The following is an 18,216-nucleotide window of genomic DNA, read 5'->3' on the forward strand; positions in this document are numbered from 1 at the left end:
AGGTCATCGTCAGGCACTTATACCGAGAAAACCCCGAGCATTCCGATGTTCGGGGTTTTTTCATGGCTAGCGGGAAGCCTCTTGCTTCCTGGGGCCACGTCGGTCCGGCAGCTAGGTAGCTATTCGGAAAAGCCCCGATCATCGTGTGATGGTCGGGGCTTTTTGCGTCTGGGTCTCGGTGGAATGAGGTTAGACTTTAGTCGTTATACCAAGGTATGATGCGTGCATCTTACATAGTCCACAGAGGGCCCTGCCATGACCCCGTCGGTCGAGACCTATCCCACCATCTGGAACCGTTCCGGTACCTCGCGCGTCATCGTCCGTCCGCTGATGCGTCGCCTGTGGCGGGGGATGATCCGCCTCGCGGAGGCCCAGTGCGCGGCCCATGAGCGCCGCGGCTTCCTGCCTTACAGTTGATCACCTGACGGCCGCCCAGCGGCCGTCGGTGGGCCACAAAGAAGAAGCCCGGGCCGATGGCCCGGGCTTCTTCGTGATGCGCCGGAGGCCGGCGATCACCAGGGATCAGACGACGCCCTGGTCGATCATGGCGTCGGCGACCTTGCGGAACCCGGCGATGTTGGCGCCCAGCACCAGGTTGGTGGGCTCGCCGAACTCCTCGGCGGTGTCGGCGCACTGCTGGTGGATGTTGGCCATGATCTCCTTGAGCTTGGCGTCGACCTTCTCCAGCGGCCACTGCTCCATGCTGCTGTTCTGGGCCATCTCCAGCTGGCTGGTGGCCACGCCGCCGGCATTGGCTGCCTTGCCGGGACCGTAGGCGATGCGGGCTTCCAGGAAGCGGTCCACGGCGTCGGCGGTGGAAGGCATGTTGGCGCCTTCGCTGATGCAGGTGATGCCGTTCTTCAGCAGCACCTCGGCATCACCGGCGGTCAGCTCGTTCTGGGTGGCACAGGGGAAGGCGGCATCGGCCTTGATGCGCCAGACCGCGTGACCATCCTCGGGATACTCGCCGACCGGGATGTAGCTCGCCTCGGAGTGATGCTCGAGGTAGGCCTCCAGGGAGGCGCGCTTGACCTCCTTGAGCTCCTTGAGCAGGTCGAGGTCGATGCCGCGCGGGTCATGCAGGGTGCCGCGGGAGTCGGAGCAGGTGATCGGCCTGGCGCCCATCTCGTAGAGCTTCTCGATGGTGTAGATCGCCACGTTGCCGGCACCGGAGACCAGGCAGGTCTTGCCTTCCAGGGTCTTGCCGCGCGCCTCCAGCATGTTCTGGGCGAAGTAGACCGCGCCGTACCCGGTTGCCTCCTTGCGCCCGATGGAACCGCCCCAGTCGAGGCCCTTGCCGGTCAGCACGCCCTCGTAGCGGCCGGTCAGGCGCTTGTACTGGCCGTAGAGGTAACCGATCTCGCGACCGCCCACGCCGATATCACCGGCGGGCACGTCGGTGGTCGGGCCGATATGACGATAGAGCTCGGCCATGAAGGCCTGGCAGAAACGCATGATCTCGCCGTCGGACTTGCCCTTGGGGTCGAAGTCGGAGCCGCCCTTGCCGCCGCCGATGGGCAGGCCGGTGAGGGCGTTCTTGAAGATCTGCTCGAAGCCCAGGAACTTGATGGTCCCGGAGGTAACGCTGGGGTGGAAGCGCAGGCCGCCCTTGTAGGGACCCAGCGCCGAGTTGAACTGCACGCGGTAGCCCTTGTTCACCTGGACCTTGCCGGCATCGTCAGTCCAGCAGATGCGGAACATGATCTGACGCTCGGGCTCCACGATACGCTCGATGATGCTGTGGTCGAGGTAGTGGGGGCTGTGCTGGAACAGCGGGCGCAGGCATTCCAGGACCTCTTCGGCGGCCTGGTAGAACTCGGTCTGGGCGGGGCTGCTCTTGCGCAGGCGTTCGAGGGTGTCGTGTACGTAGGGCATCGTCGTGTCCTGTGTGAGGTGAGGGGGACGGCCGCGGTCGGCCAACCTGAAAGTGGTTTCCACGGACAACGACTATATATCAATGCACCATTATGCAGCAAATGTATGGGCCATGCGCGGACTAGACATCGTTATTAGCCAAAATCGCTTGAAAATGGCGAAAAATCGCGCACCAGATCGGCACATTAATCAGGCTTCATAAACGGTAAAAAAACGTTATGACGTTAACGACGCTGGCGGCGGTGATGGTCGGGGCGTGGCGCCTGGCTTTCCCCGGGTCGTCGGGGGTGCTAAGGTCCGCGCCGATGAATGACCGCCGGCGTCGCCATGCGACAGCAAGAGGGCGGCCAGGCCCCATGGAGACGACGATGATCTATCCCGCAGAGCTGCTCTGTTACTGCCGACCCGGCTTCGAGGCCGACCTGGCGGCCGAGCTTGCCGACAAGGCCGCCGCGGCGGGCTGGCAGGGCGAGGCCTGCTTCGACGGGGGGGCGGGTTTCGTGCGCTTTCGCCTGCCCGAGGGCGAGACGGCCAATGCCCTGCATCGGGCGCTGCGCCTGGCCGGGCTGGTCTTCGCCCGCCAGAGCCTGGTGGCCCTGCCGCCGCTGACGCTCTCCCGCGATGACCGCCTGACGGCGATCGTCGACCAGGTGGTGGCGAGTGGCTGGAGCTTCGAGAGCCTGTGGCAGGAGACGCCGGATACCAACGACGGCAAGGCGCTAGCGGGGTTGGCCAGGGCGCTGGAGCGTCCGCTGACCTCTCTGCTGAAGAAGCGCAAGGCGCTGCGTCGCAAGGCCGGCGGCCGTCGTCTGCACCTGCTGTGGAGCGCGGGGGATCGCGTCCAGCTGGGCATGAGCTTTCCCGGTAACCGCAGCGAGCTGCCGGGCGGCATTCGCCGGTTGCGCTTCCCGCATGCGGCCCCCAGTCGCTCCACGCTCAAGCTGGAGGAGGCGTGGCACGAGTTCGTGCCCCGTGAGGCGTGGGGCGAGCGGCTGGGCGAGGGCATGCAGGCCGCGGATCTGGGGGCGGCCCCGGGCGGCTGGACCTGGCAGCTGGTGCAGCGTGGCATGCACGTCTATGCCATCGACAACGGCCCCATGGACAAGGCCCTGATGGCCAGCGGCCAGGTGGAGCACCTGCGCGAGGATGGCTTCACCTGGGAGCCCCCCTACCGCCTCGACTGGCTGGTCTGTGACATCGTCGACAAGCCCTCGCGGGTCGAGGCGATGGTGGAGCGCTGGCTGGTGCGGCGTTGGTGCCGGGAGGCGGTATTCAACCTCAAACTGCCGATGAAGCGCCGCTGGCCCGAGGTGGCATCCTGCCTCGAGCGCCTCGCGTCGGCCCTGGAGGCGGCCGGAGTCCCCGCCGAGATCGCCTGCCGTCACCTCTACCATGACCGCGAGGAAGTCACGGTCCACGTACGCCTCACCGAGTGAGGGGCCGGTTCAGTGGGAGGCGGGCTCGTAGATGCGGATCCGCTCCTCCTCGGTGAGCAGCGGCATCAGCTGCTGCATCACCCGGGCGCGAGTCTCGCTGGTGTACCATTCCTTCCAGGCGCGCAGGTCGCGCCACTTGGTGATCATCAGCCGGCGGTCGCTGTGCCCCAGCTCCACGAGGCTCTCGCCGCCGACGAAGCCGCGGGCCCCCAGCGACTCGCGCATGGCCTCGCGGGCGGCTTGCTCGTACTCCTCCTCGAGGCCGGGCATGATGCGGCGTTCGATAATGATCTTGATCATCTGACTGGCTCCGACTGATTTCCTTGCAACCTTCTCTGCAACCACGAGGCCCACGATGGCGGAGACACCCGACTTCACTGCCGAGCTCGACACCACCGGGCTCTACTGCCCCGAGCCGATCATGCTGATGCACAACAAGGTCCGCGACATGCAACCGGGCGAGGTGCTCAAGGTGATCGCCAGCGACCCGGCGACCACCCGCGACGTGCCCAAGTTCTGTCATTTCCTGGGACACGAGCTGATCGATCAGCAGGAGCGCGGGGACAGCTACCTCTACTTTATCCGTTTGGGCTAATCCTGTCCCCAACGCCCCGGCTCACGGTCGGGCGTCGTCGGGCATCACCATCAGCGCCAGCGCCTCCAGGGTGGCGGGGTCCTCGCGGCGGATGCGGTTGGCGATCTGGCGCTGGAAGAAGTAGACCACGCGATGGCGGCTGTGGCCGGGGTAGAGGCAGGGGTCGCCGAGCAGGATCGGCGTCTCCTCCACGCGCCGCTCGTCGGCGAGCAGGGCCTCGACGCTGCCGTCGCTATAGAGGCGCCAGCCGAACACCTGCTTGAGCTGCCAGGGGGCGTCGCCGTCGTCCATGCACAGGGCGTGGGTGCCCTGGGTCTCGGGGAGCTGCTGGATCAGGGTGACCTGGTCGGTCTCCTCGTAGTCGAAGTAGGCGGCGGCATGCTCGAGCTCCATCAGCTTGTGTTCCGGCGCCGTCTCGAAGAGCTCCTCGGTCTCGGGGTCGCGGTAGCCGACGAAGCGGCCATGTTCGTCATCGTCGAGCCGCTGGCAGGGCGTCAGGGTCTCCATCCAGGGCACCAGGCCCACCACCTCGCCATCCTCGCGCAGGCCCCAGGCCAGCAGCGGCATGCCGTAGAGGGTGTCGGGGCTGCCACCGAGGCGGTACACCATCTCGAGGCCGTCGAGTTCCGGGGCCAGCCGGATCAGGCGACGCCTGGCCTGCTGACGCTGGCGCCTGGCTTCCAGGTCGATGACCCGGGCGGGGCGGGGTGACATCGGGATTCCCATGGTGTCCCTCCACGTGCTGCTTGATCACGGGACCGAACCGGGCGGCAGGCTCCCCGGGTCGGCGCGGAAGCGCTCTGCGTCACTCAGGCACCACCAATAGCACAGACGGTAGGGGAGGTTAAGCCCTGTCGCACATCCGCTGCCTCACCGGCAGCGCTCTGCCAGGGCGCTGCGCAGTGGCTGTCGACGAGCAGGTCGTTGCTGTCGCCGCCGCTGCCGCAGGCGGCCAGCAGGCCTCCCAGCCCCGCGACCGGCAGCAGGGCTGGGCTGCTGTTAACGAATGCCCAGCGCATCGTAGCTGCCCTCCGCCGCTGCCGCGCTGATCCGCCTGAGGCGCTCGCCGAGCAGCAGAGCCGCCATGGTGAGGCCGCCGATCAGCCCGATCCAGTAGCCCTGGACCCCCAGCGGCCCGCTCAGCCCGGGGACACCGCGGGTGCCCAGCCAGTGGCCGCCGGCCATGCCGATCAGCCAGTAGGAGGCCAGGGTGATCAGCATGATGATACGCGTGTCCTTGTAGCCGCGCAGGGCGCCGGCCAGGTTGACCTGCAGCGAGTCCGAGACCTGGTAGCACATCGCCAGCACCACCAGCGACAGCGCCAGGCGCGCCACCTCGGCATCGTTGGTGTAGAGCGCGATCACCGGCTGCGCCGTGACGTGCAGCAGCAGGCCGTTGAGCAGGGCGATGGCCAGGCTCACGGCGATGCCGTGCCAGGCTACCCGCCGGGCGTGGCCCGGCCGGCCCTGGCCGAGCACGTTGCCCACGCGCACCGTCAGCGCCATGCTCAGCGAGAGCGGCAGCATGAAGAGGATCGAGGTGTAGTTGAGCGCCACCTGGTGGGCGGCCACGGTGACCTCGCCGAGGCTGGCGATGAACAGCGCGATCAGTGTGAAGAGGGTGACCTCGACGAAGATCGCCACGCCGATGGGCACCCCCACGTGGAGCAGCTCGCCGATCGCGCGCCGGCGGGGAGGGGTGGGGGAGTGCCACAGCCGCACCTCGCCGTAGGCACGGGAGCGGCGCGTGTAGAGCGCCATGGCCAGGCACATGCTCCACAGCGACAGCGCCGTGGCGATGCCGCAGCCCAGCGCCCCCAGCGCCGGCAGGTCGAGTAGCCAGCCCGGCAGCCGGTCGCCCGCCAGGTCGCCGAGCCCCTCGCCGCCGTAGATCAGCACGAAGTTGCTGGGCACGTTGACGGCCAGCCCCACCAGGCTGATCCACAGCGAGGGGCGGGTGTGGTTCATGCCGTCGGAGAAGGCGCGCAGCGCCTGGAACAGCGCCGCGCCGGGCATGCCGAAGGCCACCGCCGCCAGGTAGGCGTGGGAGCGCTCGGCCACCGCCGCGGGCACCTCCATCAGGGTGAGGATGGGGCCCACCGCGAACCACAGCAGGGCGGCGGCCAGCACGCCCAGCGCCAGGGCGATCCACAGCCCCTGGTGCACGGCGGGGCGGATCTTGGCGGTGCGGCGCCCGCCCAGCAGCTGGGCGACCACGGGGGTGAGGCCCATCAGGGTGCCGGTCATGAACAGCATCAGCGGCAGCCACAGGCTCGAGCCCACCGAGACCGCCGCGAGGTCGGTGGCGCCCAGGCGGCCGGTCATCATGATGTCGGCCACGCTCATGCCCGCCTGGGCCAGCTGGGCACCGCAGATGGGCAGCGCCAGCAGCAGCAGCGGTCGGGTCTCGCGGCGGGTGGTGTCGAGCAGGGTGGCGAGCAGGCGGCTCAAGTCGTGCGCTCCATGCAGACGGGTCGGCGGGAGGCCCATGCTAGCAAGTCGGCCCGTTTTCCGCCCGCGTCGCGCCCGGGTATACTGCCGCCCCGTTCCCCTTCAGCCCTTTTCCGATCAAGGAGGTCGCGTGTCGCACCGCCTCGAGGAGATCATCGCCCTGTTCGACGGCCTCTTCGCCGAGACCTACCACACGCGCCTGGTGCGTGGCGGCGACGAGCCGCTCTACCTGCCCGCCGATGACGCCACGCCCTTCCATCGGGTGATCTTCGCCCGCGGCTTCTTCACCAGCGCGCTGCACGAGATCAGCCACTGGTGCATCGCCGGCGCGCGGCGACGCCGGCTGGAGGACTACGGCTACTGGTACCTGCCCGACGGTCGCGATGCCGCCCAGCAGCGCGACTTCGAGGCGGTGGAGGTGGCGCCCCAGGCGTTGGAGCTGCTGTTCTCGCGGGCCTGCGGGCTGACCTTCCATGTCAGCGTCGACAACCTCGAGGGTGACGCCGAGGTCGACCGCCACGCCTTCCACGCCAGCGTCGAGGCGCGGGCTGCCCGCTACGAGCGCGAGGGGCTGCCGCCCCGGGCGGAGGCGATGCGCACCGCCCTGGCGGCCTACTATTCCCGCGGGGCGTCGCCTGCCGAGGCGGTGGCGGCGGGGCGAGCCTGCCTGGAGGCGGCGACGGCATGAAGCGTTGGCCAGCGTGAGGGGGCGGGGCCTGTCGCCGGCGGCCGAGTTCGGGCTAGGGTGTAGGTCCATTCACCGGCACAGGGAGACGCCGTGAGCCACGATGCCTTGCCCCAGGAGCAGCGCTTCCTCGAGGCGCTTGCGCGGGATGCCTGGCCCGACCCCGAGCAGGCGCTGACGCCGGAGGCGGTGGGCATGGCCCCCGAGGCGCTGGTCGAGCTCTACGAGTCGCAGCTGATGAGCCGCCACCTGGACCTGGCCGCGCGTCGCCTGCAGGCCCGCGGCGAGGGCTTCTACACCATCGGCAGCGCCGGTCACGAGGGCAATGCCGCCGTGGCCCTGGCGCTGCGCCCAGACGACCCCGCCTTCCTCCACTATCGCGACGCGGCCTTCTTCATCCAGCGCGCCCGCCGGGTGCCGGGCCAGAACCCCCTGCGCGACCTGCTGCTGAGCTTCGCCGCCTGTGCCGAGGACCCGATCTCCGGCGGTCGCCACAAGGTGCTCGGCTCGAAGGCGCTGGCCATCCCGCCCCAGACCAGCACCATCGCCTCGCACCTGCCCAAGGCGATGGGCACCGGCCACGCCCTTGCTCTGCTGCGGCGCCTGGGGCTCGAGGGGGAGTGGTCCCACGATGGCGTGGTGCTGTGCAGCTTCGGCGACGCCTCCTTCAACCACTCCACCGCCCAGGGGGCGCTCAATGCCGCCGGCTGGGCCGCCTACCAGGGCCTGCCCATGCCGGTGGTGTGGCTGTGCGAGGACAACGCCATCGGCATCTCCACCCCCACCCCCCAGGGCTGGGTGGCCGCCAGCATGGCCGCGCGTCCCGGCATCCACTACCTCGCCTGCGACGGCCTCGACCTGCTCGACACCTGGCGCGCGGCCAGCGAGGCGGTGCGCATCGCCCGGGTCCGCCGCCAGCCGGTGTTCCTGCACATGCGCTGCGTGCGCCTCTACGGCCACGCCGGCTCCGACGCCCAGCAGGCCTACCTCTCGCCGGCGCGGATCCAGGCCGACGAGGCCCGCGACCCGCTGCTGGTGGGCGCCGGGCTGCTGCGGCGCCATGCCGGCCTCGACCGGGAGGGGATCGCCGCCCTCTACCATGGGGTGCGCGAGCGGGTGGCGAGCCTGGCCGAGGAGGTGATCGGTCGCCCGCGCCTGCAAAGCGCCGCCCAGGTGATGGCCAGCATCGTGCCGCCGGCGCGCTCCGGTCGGGCGCAGCCCTGGCAGGGACGGGTCGATGCCGCCCCCGACACCCTGGCCCGCCGCCTCAACCAGGCGCTGGAGCGGCTGATGACCCGCTACCCGCACCTGGTGATGGCCGGCGAGGACATCGGCCGCAAGGGCGGCGTCTACGGGGTGACCCAGAAGCTGCAGGCCCGCTTCGGGGCCCACCGGGTGATCGACACCCTGCTCGACGAGCAGAGCATCCTGGGGCTCGGCATCGGCCTGGGCCAGAGCGGCCTGGTGCCGATCCTCGAGATCCAGTTCCTGGCCTACCTGCACAACGCCGAGGACCAGCTGCGCGGCGAGGCGGCCACCCTGAGCTTCTTCTCCAGCGGCCAGTACACCAACCCCATGGTGGTGCGCATCGCCGGGCTCGGCTACCAGAAGGGCTTCGGCGGCCACTTCCACAACGACAACGCCATCGCCGTGCTGCGCGACATCCCCGGCCTGCTGGTGGCCTGCCCCTCCAACGGGGCCGACGCCGTGGGGCTCCTGCAGGAGGCGGTGCGTCTGGCCGACGAGGAGCAGCGGGTGGTGGTGATCATCGAACCCATCGCCCTCTACCACACCCGCGACCTGCATGCCGAGGGCGATGGCGGCTGGTGCTTCGCCGACCCAGGGCCCGAGCATCGCCTGCCGGTGGGTGAGCTCGGCCGCTGGGGGGAGGGGCGCGAGCTTGCCATCCTCACCTACGGCAACGGCGTGCATCTCGCGCGGCAGGCCGCGGCGACGCTCGAGGCCGACGGGGTGGCGCTGCGGGTCCTCGACCTGCGCTGGCTCACCGCCATCGACCACGACGCCGTGCAGGCCGCCGTGGCCGACTGCGGGCGGGTGCTGATCGTCGACGAGTGCCGCCGCACGGGCTCGGTGAGCGAGGAGCTGGTGACCGGCCTGGTGGAGCGGGGCGTGCCCGGCGAGCGCCTGGCTCGGCTCACCGCCGAGGAGAGCTTCATCCCGCTGGGCCCGGCGGCCACCGCCACGCTGCCCTCGGTGGCGAGCATCGTCGAGGCGGCGCGGGCGCTGCTGGGGCGGTCGGGGGCATGAAGGCCCCCTCAGTCGTCGCCGTCGTCCCCGTCCAGCAGGCGACCATCGAAGGGGGTCGCCTCCGGGGGGGCGACGTCCGGGGCGAGGCGCTGGTGCAGGTTGAGCATCACCGCCACCTCGTGCTCGGGGCGCAGCGGCTCCAGCCCCAGCTCGCCGAAAAGCTCGCCGCGGGCCCGAGACCAGTCGCCGGGAGCGAGGTCGTCATAGAGGCTCTCCGCCGGCGCCAGCTCGACGAAGGGGTCCAGGCCGTAGGTGTCGAACAGGCGTGACAGCGCCGCCTCGTCGTCGCCGACCCCGGCGGTGTAGAGGGTGGCGCTGAAGTGGTCGTTCTCCAGTTCGCGGATCACGTCCAGCGGGCTGACCCCCATGCCGTTGAGCTCCTCGAGGCTGTACTCGCCCAGCGAGATGAGCTCGTCGTCCAGCCAGTCGTCCTCGGGCTGGATCAGGGTGTGCTTGACGCGGCCGTCGGGCAGCGTCCAGGCGATCGCCAGCGGCAGGCCGCCGTCGTCGCCGGTCTCCACGGCGATGAAGCCGGGGATCGAGGTGTCGCCTGTGGGGGGCATCTCCGGGTTCCTCATGGTCTCGGTCGAAGGTTTCTCAGGCTGCCGGCAGCCGGAAGAAGCGCCGTGCCGTGGCGCTGGTGCTCTTCGCCAGCGCGGCCTCGCTCTCGCCACGCCAGTGGGCGATCTCGCGCACGATCCACGGCAGCAGCGCCGGCTCGTGGCGCCTGCCCTTGAGTTTGGCAGGTAAATTGCGCGGCAGCAGGTAGGGGCAGTCGGTCTCCACCATCAGGCGCTCGGCGGGGATCTCGCCGACCAGCTCGCGCAGGTGGTGGCCGCGGCGCTCGTCGCACAGCCAGCCGGTCAGGCCGATATGCAGGTCGAGGTCCAGGTAGCCGAACAGCGTCTCGCGGTCGGCGGTGAAGCAGTGCACCACGGCGTCGCCGATGTCGTCGCGCCAGGCGTGGAGCATCTCGCGCAGGCGCCGGCCGGCGTCGCGCTCGTGGAGGAACAGCGGCTTGCCGCTCTCGGCGGCGATGGCGAGCTGGCCCTCGAAGGCGCGCTGCTGGTCGGTGGGGGAGGAGAAGTTGCGGTTGAAGTCGAGCCCGCACTCGCCCACTGCTACCACCTCGGGCTGGCGCTGTAGCGCGGCCATGGCGGCGGCCAGCTCGGCGTCCCAGCGGCTGGCGTCGTGGGGGTGCACCCCTGCGGTGGCGTGAAGCGAAAGCCCCGCATCGCCGTGCTCGCGGCACATCGCCACCGCCTGCTCGGCGTGCTCGCGGTCGGTGCCGGTGAGGATCAGGGTGGTCACCCTGGCGGCCCGGGCCCGGGCCAGCACCGCCGGCAGGTCGCGGGCGAAGCTCTCGTGGGTCAGGTTGGCGCCGATGTCCACCAGCGGGGCGGGCGAGGTGAAGCGCAGCGCCTCGGGCAGGAAATCGTCGAAGGTCTCGGCCACGCCGGGGCTCCTGTCGGTTCGCGGGATTCGGGAGTGCGTATTGTACCCGCGGGGCCGATGCCGCGGCCACGCCGCGCGCCGCTTGCGTTACACTGGCGGCCTTCACGATCAAGAGAGGTTCGCGCGTGACCCTGCTACGTCTGGAACAGCTGCAACTGGCCTACGGCCCCCATGTGCTGCTCGACGGTGCCGACCTGGTGCTGGAGAAGGGCGAGCGGCTGGCCCTGGTGGGGCGCAACGGCAGCGGCAAGTCGACCCTGCTGCGCCTGGTGGCCGGCGAGACCCAGCCCGACGGCGGCAGCATCTGGCGCGCCCCCGGCCTCAAGGTCGGGGTGCTGGCCCAGGAGCTGCCCGAGGCGGACGGCCAGACCATCTTCGATGTGGTGGCCGGCGGCCTGCCCGAGGCGGGGGAGCTGCTCTCCGAGTACCACCACCTGGTGAGCGAGGCGGAGCCGGACATGCGCCGCATGGCGAGCCTGCAGACGCGCCTCGAGGCGATCGACGGCTGGTCCTTCCACCAGCGCATCGACGTGGTGCTCACCCGTCTGGGGCTGCCCGCCGACGCCGAGATGGCGGCGCTCTCCGGTGGCTGGCGCCGGCGCGTGGCGCTGGCCCGGGCGCTGGTCGCCGAGCCCGACCTGCTGCTGCTCGACGAGCCCACCAACCACCTCGACCTCGACACCATCGCCTGGCTGGAGGAGCAGCTCGCCGCCTTCGACGGCGCGGTGCTCTTCATCACCCACGACCGTGCCTTCCTGTCGAAGCTGGCCACGGCGATCCTCGAGCTCGACCGCGGCCGGCTGGGGCGCTATCCCGGCGACTACGCCGCCTACCAGGCCCAGAAGGCCCATGAGCTGGAGGTGGAGGCGCGGGAGAACGCCGAGTTCGACAGGAAGCTGGCCCAGGAGGAGGCGTGGATCCGCCAGGGCATCAAGGCGCGGCGCACCCGCAACGAGGGACGGGTGCGGGCGCTCGAGCAGATGCGCCGCGAGCGCAGCCAGCGCCGCGAGCGCCAGGGCAATGCCAGCCTCGCGGTGGACAGCGGCGAGCGTAGCGGCAAGCGGGTGGTGGAGCTCAAGCACGTCACCCAGCGCTACGGCGACGAGGCGGTGATCCGCGACCTCTCGCTGGAGATCCAGCGCGGCGACCGCATCGGCTTCATCGGCCGCAACGGCGCCGGCAAGACCACCCTGCTCAAGATCCTGCTCGGCGAGCTCGACCCCACGGAAGGGCAGGTGCGCCTGGGCACCAAGCTCCAGGTGGCCTACTTCGACCAGCTGCGCGGCGGCCTCGAGCCCGAGAAGACGGTCTACGACAACGTCGCCCAGGGCAGCGACCGGGTCACGGTGGGCGGCCGCGACCGCCACGTGATGAGCTACCTGCAGGACTTCCTGTTCACCCCCGACCGGGTGCGCCAGCCGGTCAAGGCCCTCTCCGGGGGCGAGTCCAACCGCCTGCTGCTGGCCAAGCTGTTCACCCAGCCGGCCAACGTGCTGGTACTCGACGAGCCCACCAACGACCTGGACGTGGAGACCCTGGAGCTGCTCGAGGAGTTGCTGCTCGACTTCGACGGCACCCTGCTGCTGGTCTCCCACGACCGCGCCTTCATGGACAACGTGGTGACCAGCGTGCTGGCCTTCGAAGGCGAGGGCCGGGTGCGCGAGTACGTGGGGGGCTACAGCGACTGGGTGCGCCAGGGCGGCAGGCTGCCGCCGGCGCCCTGGGAGGGGGCGGCGCGCCAGCAGGCCGAACCGACCCGGGGTGCCGAGGAGGTCCGCGCGACCAGCGAGCGCGAGGCGCCGCCGGCCCGCCAGGAGGCCGCCAGGAAGCCCGCCAAGCTCTCCTACAAGCTGCAACGCGAGCTCGATGCCCTGCCCGGGGAGATCGAGCGGCTAGAGGCAGAGGTCGCCGAGTTCGAGGCCCGGGTCGGCGACCCGGGCTTCTACCAGCAGGAGGCCACCCGGGTCACCGCCACCCTGGAGGCGATGGCCGCCAGGCAGGCGGCGCTGGATGCCGCCATGGAGCGCTGGATGGAGCTGGAGGCCCAGGCCTCCGGCGAGGCGTAAACCGGCGGGACAGCAAGAAGGCGCCCCGAGGGGCGCCTTCGAAGGCAGAGGAGAGGGCGCGCGGTTACTCCTCGCTCTCGCCCTTCTTGCCCACGCGCACGGCAAGCACGTCGCACTGGGCGCCGTGGAGCACCCCGGTGGAGGTGGAGCCCAGCAGCAGGGCGAAGCCGTGGCGGCCGTGGGAGCCGACCACGATCAGGTCGACGTCGCGCTCCTCGGCGAAGCGGTGGATCTCGGTGTCGGGCATGCCCACCACCACGTGCTGGTCCTCCTTGGCCACGTGGGGGTCGGCGATCTCGGCCAAGCGGTGCTTGGCGTGCTCGTCGAGCTGGTCCTGGATGCTGGTCAGGTCCATGGGGATGTCGCCACCGTAGGCGAAGCCCAGCGGCTCCAGGGTGTGCATGATGGAGAGCTTGGCATGGTTGCGGTCGGCGATCTGGTGGGCGCGCTCCAGCACCTTGTGGGAATCCTTGGTCAGGTCGACGGCGACCAGGACGTGGCGATACTCGTTGCTCATGGCGGGCTCCTCGGCGGATGTCTCGCGGTTCTCGGGATGCCTTCACTCTAGGACGCCTGGGCGGCCAAGACAACGATCTATATCAATCATTTCGCATCAACTGGAGACGACGACGCGATGATCTGGCTCTATATCCTGCTGGCCATGCTGCTGGTGATCTCGCCGGTGATGTGGCTCAAGCCGAGCCCACGGCAGAAGCGCGTGGCGGCCCTGCGCCAGGCGGCCATGCAGCACGGCGTGAAGGTGACGCTCAAGCGCCCCCCGCTGCACGATGACAAGGTGCCGATGCCGGCCTATCGCTGGCACTACCCGGTGCAGCGCCCGGGGCCAGACTTCACGCTGGTGCGCGAGACCCATGCCGCCGCGGCGCTCAAGCCCTTCACCCATGACTGGCGCTGGCGCACGGAGCCGCTGCGGCCGCTGCCCGAGCCGCTGGCGGCGCGGCTCAAGGCGCTGCTGGAGCGGCTGCCCCAGGATGCCCTGGTGGTGGAGTCCGACCCGCGCGCCCTGACCCTGTGGTGGGGGGAGTCCCAGGGCTTCGCGCGTTTCTCCACCTACCTGCCCGACTTCGAGGCGCTGCGCGACGGCCTGGCGGGGCGTCCCGACGACCCGGGGGGGTCCGGCCCGCCGGCCCCGCCGCCGGGCTAGCCTTCCTCGCCCTCCCGGGCCTGGAGGGCGAGGCCGTTGTCCTCGATGCGTGACAGCAGCTCGGCCAGGGTGGCGACCTCCTCCTCGCTCAGGCCGTCCAGCATCTCGTTACGCGCCTGGCGCACCACGTCGTCGATGCGCGCCAGCAGCGGACTGGCCTCGGCGGTAAGGAAGACCCGCTTGGTGCGGCGGTCCTGGTCGCAGGGGCGGCGCTCCACCAGCCCCTGCTCGGAGAGCTGGTCCAGGGTGCGCACCAGCGAGGGGGCCTCGACGCCGATGGCCCGGGCCAGGTCGCACTGGGGCTGGCCGTCGCCCAGGCGCCACAGGTGATAGAGCGTGACCCAGCGAGTCTGGGTCAGCCCCAGCGGGGCGAGGCGGCGGTCGATCACCGCCCGCCACAGGCGGGGCAGGCGGCTGAGCTGGAAACCGATGTTCTCGTGCATGGGGCAATCGCCGTCGTTGCGTGGAATCAAGGTGGATTGTCGGAAGCCCGTGCGTGGATTGCAAGCGAGCTTATCATTCGCCTTTCTCACTACCGGCCAACGCTGGCGCCGTCCCCGACGCCGCTGCAGCCCCCGAGGCGGCAGCGGCCTCCCCCTGCCGCGACGGAAGGGCCGGCGCCTCGGGCGAGGGGGGCGCCGCCTTGTCCGCTTCCTCCTTGCCTGCGTCTTCCGCCTCTCCCTCTGCCTCGCGGGTCGGCGCCTCCTCCCGCGCCGCCTCGTCGTCGGGGACCCCGGGCCACCAGGCCAGGCCCGGCAGCCCGACGGGGCGCCGGATACGCCCGTCGGCCCGGGTTGCCCCCTCGCCCTCGGCCACCCGGAAGCGGATCACCCCGATGCGCTGGCCGCCGTCGGTCATTACGTCGATACGCCAGCGTCCGGTGCTCGCCTCGGGGAAGTTGCGCTTGTGGCTCCAGGCACGGTAGCCCGCCTCGCGGCCACCCTCGATGGTCAGCGCGATGCGGTCTACCTCCTTGCCGTCCAGGCGCCAGACATGGTGCACCTCCTCGCGCAGCCCGCGCGGGGCATGGATGGCGGTGTAGGCGTAGAGCCCCTGCTCGGCCAGGGCCCCGGGCGTCAGGGTGAGCTCGCCCCTGGGACGGCGCGAGGCCTCGTCGAAGCCCGGCGAGAGGGCGGTGGCGGTGATCCACAGGCTGGCCGGCGGCACCCAGATCCGCCCGGCCCAGGCTGCCCCCGCCAGCAGCGGCAGCAGCACCAGCACCATCAGCCAGCGTCGCCCGTGCTGGGCGGCGGTGAGGTGCAACAGGCTCGGCAGGCTGAACAGCAGCATGGCGGCGATCGCCAGCAGCAGGCTCTGGTAGGTGGTGAGGTGGAGCAGGGTGGGCAGGGTGACCAGCACCACCAGGAAGACGCACTGGGCGTGGAAGACGAAGTAGAGCCAGCGCAGCCGCTCGGCGATCCGGTGGTAGAGCGGGTCGAGGACGGAGAACAGCGCCATGCCGACGACCAGCAGGGTGAAAAGCGCCTGGCCGCTGCGCCACACCGTGGTGACCAGCAGGAAGGGGAGGCAGAAGAACAGCGTCTCCTGGTGGATCATCTGGGCGATGAACTGGGTCACCGTGCGCGGCAGGGCCGGGTAGCCGCGGCGCACCAGCAGGCGCCCGATCATGCTCTCCGAGAACAGCAGCAGCCAGGCGCCGAGCATGCCCAGCGCCAGCAGGGCGCCGAGCCACTGCTGGCGCTCCACCAGGAAGAAGCTGCCGAGGCCGGCGCCGAAGGCGACCGGCGGCCATAGCCAGCTCCAGGGGCGCAGCTGCTCCACCAGGGTCTCGACGCCGCGCTGCAGGCGGGTCAGGCGGCCTCCGGGGCCGGGTGTGCCGGGTGAGGACGAGGAGGGGGCGGGTGGCATCACGCTCTCGTGGGGGACGACGGGGGAGTGAGCTGCCATCCTAGCAGGGTCGGGCGCGAGGGATAGCGTCGCCGGGCACCGACGGCCGGTCGCCACCAGGGCTTGACGCCGGCGGCGGGCTGCACCAAGCTGTGTGCATTCAAACGGCCGTATGAAATCGGGAGGTTCGCGGTATGATCTATCAGGGCAACGCCATCACGGTGGTGCGTGGCGATGACGACATCGCCACGCTCACCTTCGACCTGAAGGACGAGTCGGTCAACAAGCTCTCCAGCGCGGTGGTCGGCGAGCTGGAGGAGGCGGTCACGGCGCTCAAGGGCGAGAAGGGACTCCAGGGCCTGCTGCTGACCAGCGCCAAGGAGGCCTTCATCGTCGGCGCCGACATCACAGAGTTCCAGGCCATGTTTGGCAAGGGCGCCGACTTCCTCGAGGCGATGCTGATGCGGGTGCACGGCATCTTCAACGCCATCGAGGACCTGCCGTTCCCCACCGCCACCGCCATCAACGGCCTGGCGCTGGGCGGCGGCTGCGAGGTGCTGCTGACCACCGACTTCCGCGTCATGGCCGAGGATGCCCAGATCGGCCTGCCCGAGACCAAGCTCGGCATCCTGCCCGGCTGGGGCGGTTGCGTGCGCCTGCCGCGGCTGATCGGTGCCGACAACGCCATCGAGTGGATCGCCGGCGGCACCCAGAACAGGGCCGACGCCGCGCTGAAGATGGGCGCCGTGGATGCCGTGGTGCCGGGCGAGGCGCTGGAGGCCGCGGCCCGCGACATCCTGGCCCGGGCCATCGCCGGCGAGCTCGACTACCGCGCCCGCCGCGCGGAGAAACAGCAGCCCCTTCGGCTCGGCCCCATCGAGCAGATGATGGCCTTCGAGACCGCCAAGGGCTACGTCAAGGGCAAGGCGGGCCCGCACTATCCGGCGCCGGTGGAGGCGATCAAGGTGATCCAGAAGGGCGCCGGCGAGGATCGCGGACGTGCCCAGGCCATCGAGGCCAAGGCCTTCGTCAAGCTGGCGCTGACCGAGGTGGCCTTCAACCTGGTCGGCCTGTTCATGAACGACCAGGTGGTCAAGAAGAAGGGCGGCCAGTACGAGAAGCAGGCGCGTCCGGTGAAGCAGGCCGCCGTGCTCGGCGCCGGCATCATGGGCGGCGGCATCGCCTACCAGAGCGCCTCCAAGGGCACGCCGATCCTGATGAAGGACATCAAGGAGGAGGCCATCGCGCTGGGCCTCAAGGAGGCGCGCAAGCTGTTCGCCAAGCAGGTGGAGCGCGGCAAGTTCTCCACCGAGGCGATGGCCGAGCGGCTCACCAACATCCGCCCGACCCTTGCCTACGGCGACTTCGGCCACGTCGACCTGGTGGTCGAGGCGGTGGTCGAGAACCCCAGGGTCAAGGGAGCGGTGCTGGCCGAGGTGGAGGCCGCGGTAGGCGAGGAGACCATCCTGGCCTCCAACACCTCCACCATCTCCATCACTCGCCTGGCGGAGAGCCTCGAGCGCCCCGAGAACTTCTGCGGCATGCACTTCTTCAACCCGGTGCACCGCATGCCGCTGGTGGAGGTGATCCGTGGCGAGAAGACCGGGGACGCCGCCGTGGCGGCCACCGTGGCCTACGCCCGGGCCATGGGCAAGACCCCCATCGTGGTCAACGACTGCCCGGGGTTCCTGGTCAACCGCGTGCTCTTCCCCTACTTCGGCGGCTTCAGCCGGCTGATGGAGCAGGGTGCCGACTTCGCGCGCGTCGACAAGGTGATGGAGCGATTCGGCTGGCCCATGGGCCCCGCCTACCTGCTCGACGTGGTGGGCCTGGATACCGCGGTGCATGCCGGCGAGGTGATGGCCGAGGGCTTCCCCGAGCGCATGGGCAGCCTCGGGGGAGAGGGCGATAAGAGCGCCATCCAGGTGATGTTCGAGAGCGACCGCCTGGGGCAGAAGAACGCCAGGGGCTTCTACGCCTACGAGGAGGATCGCAAGGGCAAGCCCAGGAAGGTGCGTGACGAGGCCGCCATCGAGCTGGTCAAGGGCGTGGCCAGGGAGAGTCGCGAGTTCTCCGACGACGAGATCATCGCCCGCATGATGGTGCCGCTCTGCCTGGAGGCCGTGCGCTGCCTGGAGGACGGCATCGTCGCAAGCCCCGCCGAGGCCGACATGGCATTGATCTACGGCATCGGCTTCCCGCCGTTCCGCGGCGGCGCGCTGCGCTACATCGACGCCATGGGCGTGGGGGCCTTCGTCGCGCTGGCCGACGACTTGTCCAAGGAGCTGGGTGCCCTCTATGCGCCCACCGACAAGCTGCGCGAGATGGCCGCCGCCGGCGAGCGCTTCTACCCCGCCCCCGCCCAGGCCTGA

17 protein-coding genes are annotated in these 18,216 nt (G+C 70.3%); 8 read left to right on the forward strand and 9 right to left on the reverse strand.

From position 1 onward, the window contains the following. Positions 1 to 255: 255 nt before the first annotated feature. Positions 256 to 417: a hypothetical protein gene (locus tag Q673_RS36720; RefSeq protein ID WP_023005758.1), complete on the forward strand. Its 162-nt coding sequence runs from the start codon at positions 256 to 258 to the stop codon at positions 415 to 417. Between the two features lie 105 nt (positions 418 to 522). Here Q673_RS36720 and gdhA read toward each other — a convergent pair whose 3' ends face one another. Further along, on the reverse strand, positions 523 to 1,875 hold the full coding sequence (gdhA, locus tag Q673_RS26710; protein ID WP_023005759.1) for an NADP-specific glutamate dehydrogenase: 1,353 nt from the start codon (positions 1,873 to 1,875) through the stop codon (positions 523 to 525). Positions 1,876 to 2,243: 368 nt separating this feature from the next. Between gdhA and rlmM the strand changes: the two genes are divergently transcribed. Further along, entirely contained in the window at positions 2,244 to 3,311 is a 1,068-nt protein-coding gene (rlmM, locus tag Q673_RS26715; RefSeq protein WP_023005760.1) for a 23S rRNA (cytidine(2498)-2'-O)-methyltransferase RlmM, read from the forward strand. Positions 3,312 to 3,320: 9 nt separating this feature from the next. On the opposite strand, the gene Q673_RS26720 is transcribed toward rlmM, so the two are convergent. Then, positions 3,321 to 3,611 carry an antibiotic biosynthesis monooxygenase family protein gene (locus Q673_RS26720; protein ID WP_023005761.1) on the reverse strand — a complete coding sequence of 97 codons (291 nt, stop codon included), beginning with the start codon at positions 3,609 to 3,611 and terminating at the stop codon, positions 3,321 to 3,323. A 55-nt stretch (positions 3,612 to 3,666) separates the two neighbouring features. On the opposite strand from Q673_RS26720, the gene tusA reads away from it, so the two are divergent. After that, a complete protein-coding gene (gene tusA, locus Q673_RS26725; protein ID WP_023005762.1) occupies positions 3,667 to 3,906 on the forward strand; it encodes a sulfurtransferase TusA in 240 nt (79 codons plus the stop codon). Positions 3,907 to 3,927: 21 nt separating this feature from the next. Here the strand turns inward: tusA and Q673_RS26730 are convergent, their stop codons facing one another. Further along, complete coding sequence (locus Q673_RS26730; RefSeq protein ID WP_023005763.1) at positions 3,928 to 4,632, reverse strand: hypothetical protein; 705 nt, start codon at positions 4,630 to 4,632, stop codon at positions 3,928 to 3,930. 273 nt (positions 4,633 to 4,905) lie between these two features. Beyond that, positions 4,906 to 6,357 carry an MATE family efflux transporter gene (locus Q673_RS26735; protein WP_023005764.1) on the reverse strand — a complete coding sequence of 484 codons (1,452 nt, stop codon included), beginning with the start codon at positions 6,355 to 6,357 and terminating at the stop codon, positions 4,906 to 4,908. 130 nt (positions 6,358 to 6,487) lie between these two features. Here Q673_RS26735 and Q673_RS26740 point away from each other — a divergent pair, with 130 nt between their 5' ends. Both Q673_RS26740 and Q673_RS26745 read left to right on the forward strand, forming a co-directional pair. Continuing rightward, entirely contained in the window at positions 6,488 to 7,045 is a 558-nt protein-coding gene (locus Q673_RS26740; RefSeq protein WP_023005765.1) for an elongation factor P hydroxylase, read from the forward strand. Positions 7,046 to 7,135: 90 nt separating this feature from the next. Next, on the forward strand, positions 7,136 to 9,310 hold the full coding sequence (locus Q673_RS26745; protein ID WP_023005766.1) for a thiamine pyrophosphate-dependent enzyme: 2,175 nt from the start codon (positions 7,136 to 7,138) through the stop codon (positions 9,308 to 9,310). An 8-nt stretch (positions 9,311 to 9,318) separates the two neighbouring features. Here the strand turns inward: Q673_RS26745 and Q673_RS26750 are convergent, their stop codons facing one another. After that, positions 9,319 to 9,873, reverse strand: coding sequence for a hypothetical protein (locus Q673_RS26750; protein WP_023005767.1), 555 nt, complete (start codon positions 9,871 to 9,873; stop codon positions 9,319 to 9,321). A 34-nt stretch (positions 9,874 to 9,907) separates the two neighbouring features. Further along, on the reverse strand, positions 9,908 to 10,765 hold the full coding sequence (locus Q673_RS26755) for a TatD family hydrolase (RefSeq protein WP_023005768.1): 858 nt from the start codon (positions 10,763 to 10,765) through the stop codon (positions 9,908 to 9,910). Between the two features lie 125 nt (positions 10,766 to 10,890). On the opposite strand from Q673_RS26755, the gene Q673_RS26760 reads away from it, so the two are divergent. Then, positions 10,891 to 12,831 (forward strand): ATP-binding cassette domain-containing protein, encoded by a 1,941-nt coding sequence (locus Q673_RS26760; RefSeq protein WP_023005769.1) that lies wholly within the window; start codon positions 10,891 to 10,893, stop codon positions 12,829 to 12,831. Positions 12,832 to 12,895: 64 nt separating this feature from the next. On the opposite strand, the gene Q673_RS26765 is transcribed toward Q673_RS26760, so the two are convergent. Beyond that, complete coding sequence (locus Q673_RS26765; RefSeq protein WP_023005770.1) at positions 12,896 to 13,348, reverse strand: universal stress protein; 453 nt, start codon at positions 13,346 to 13,348, stop codon at positions 12,896 to 12,898. A 117-nt stretch (positions 13,349 to 13,465) separates the two neighbouring features. Here Q673_RS26765 and Q673_RS26770 point away from each other — a divergent pair, with 117 nt between their 5' ends. After that, complete coding sequence (locus Q673_RS26770; RefSeq protein WP_023005771.1) at positions 13,466 to 13,996, forward strand: hypothetical protein; 531 nt, start codon at positions 13,466 to 13,468, stop codon at positions 13,994 to 13,996. Here Q673_RS26770 and slyA read toward each other — a convergent pair. Both slyA and Q673_RS0118345 read right to left on the reverse strand, forming a co-directional pair. After that, complete coding sequence (gene slyA, locus Q673_RS26775) at positions 13,993 to 14,439, reverse strand: transcriptional regulator SlyA (RefSeq protein WP_023005772.1); 447 nt, start codon at positions 14,437 to 14,439, stop codon at positions 13,993 to 13,995. The genes Q673_RS26770 and slyA overlap by 4 nt on opposite strands. 73 nt (positions 14,440 to 14,512) lie before the next feature. Beyond that, positions 14,513 to 15,865 (reverse strand): DUF5924 family protein, encoded by a 1,353-nt coding sequence (locus tag Q673_RS0118345; protein ID WP_023005773.1) that lies wholly within the window; start codon positions 15,863 to 15,865, stop codon positions 14,513 to 14,515. 173 nt (positions 15,866 to 16,038) lie between these two features. Between Q673_RS0118345 and fadB the strand changes: the two genes are divergently transcribed. Further along, positions 16,039 to 18,216 (forward strand): fatty acid oxidation complex subunit alpha FadB, encoded by a 2,178-nt coding sequence (fadB, locus tag Q673_RS26780; protein ID WP_023005774.1) that lies wholly within the window; start codon positions 16,039 to 16,041, stop codon positions 18,214 to 18,216.

This window comes from Halomonas sp. PBN3, assembly GCF_000475415.1.
GTDB lineage: Bacteria > Pseudomonadota > Gammaproteobacteria > Pseudomonadales > Halomonadaceae > Halomonas > Halomonas shengliensis.

Bases quoted from the DNA above. Each gene is read 5' to 3' on its own strand.
- Q673_RS36720 (WP_023005758.1), top strand. From the start codon at position 256: ATGACCCCGTCGGTCGAGACCTATCCCACCATCTGGAACCGTTCCGGT.
- gdhA (WP_023005759.1), bottom strand. From the start codon at position 1,875: ATGCCCTACGTACACGACACCCTCGAACGCCTGCGCAAGAGCAGCCCC.
- rlmM (WP_023005760.1), top strand. From the start codon at position 2,244: ATGATCTATCCCGCAGAGCTGCTCTGTTACTGCCGACCCGGCTTCGAG.
- Q673_RS26720 (WP_023005761.1), bottom strand. From the start codon at position 3,611: ATGATCAAGATCATTATCGAACGCCGCATCATGCCCGGCCTCGAGGAG.
- tusA (WP_023005762.1), top strand. From the start codon at position 3,667: ATGGCGGAGACACCCGACTTCACTGCCGAGCTCGACACCACCGGGCTC.
- Q673_RS26730 (WP_023005763.1), bottom strand. From the start codon at position 4,632: ATGGGAATCCCGATGTCACCCCGCCCCGCCCGGGTCATCGACCTGGAA.
- Q673_RS26750 (WP_023005767.1), bottom strand. From the start codon at position 9,873: ATGCCCCCCACAGGCGACACCTCGATCCCCGGCTTCATCGCCGTGGAG.
- Q673_RS26765 (WP_023005770.1), bottom strand. From the start codon at position 13,348: ATGAGCAACGAGTATCGCCACGTCCTGGTCGCCGTCGACCTGACCAAG.
- Q673_RS26770 (WP_023005771.1), top strand. From the start codon at position 13,466: ATGATCTGGCTCTATATCCTGCTGGCCATGCTGCTGGTGATCTCGCCG.
- slyA (WP_023005772.1), bottom strand. From the start codon at position 14,439: ATGCACGAGAACATCGGTTTCCAGCTCAGCCGCCTGCCCCGCCTGTGG.
- Q673_RS0118345 (WP_023005773.1), bottom strand. From the start codon at position 15,865: ATGCCACCCGCCCCCTCCTCGTCCTCACCCGGCACACCCGGCCCCGGA.
- fadB (WP_023005774.1), top strand. From the start codon at position 16,039: ATGATCTATCAGGGCAACGCCATCACGGTGGTGCGTGGCGATGACGAC.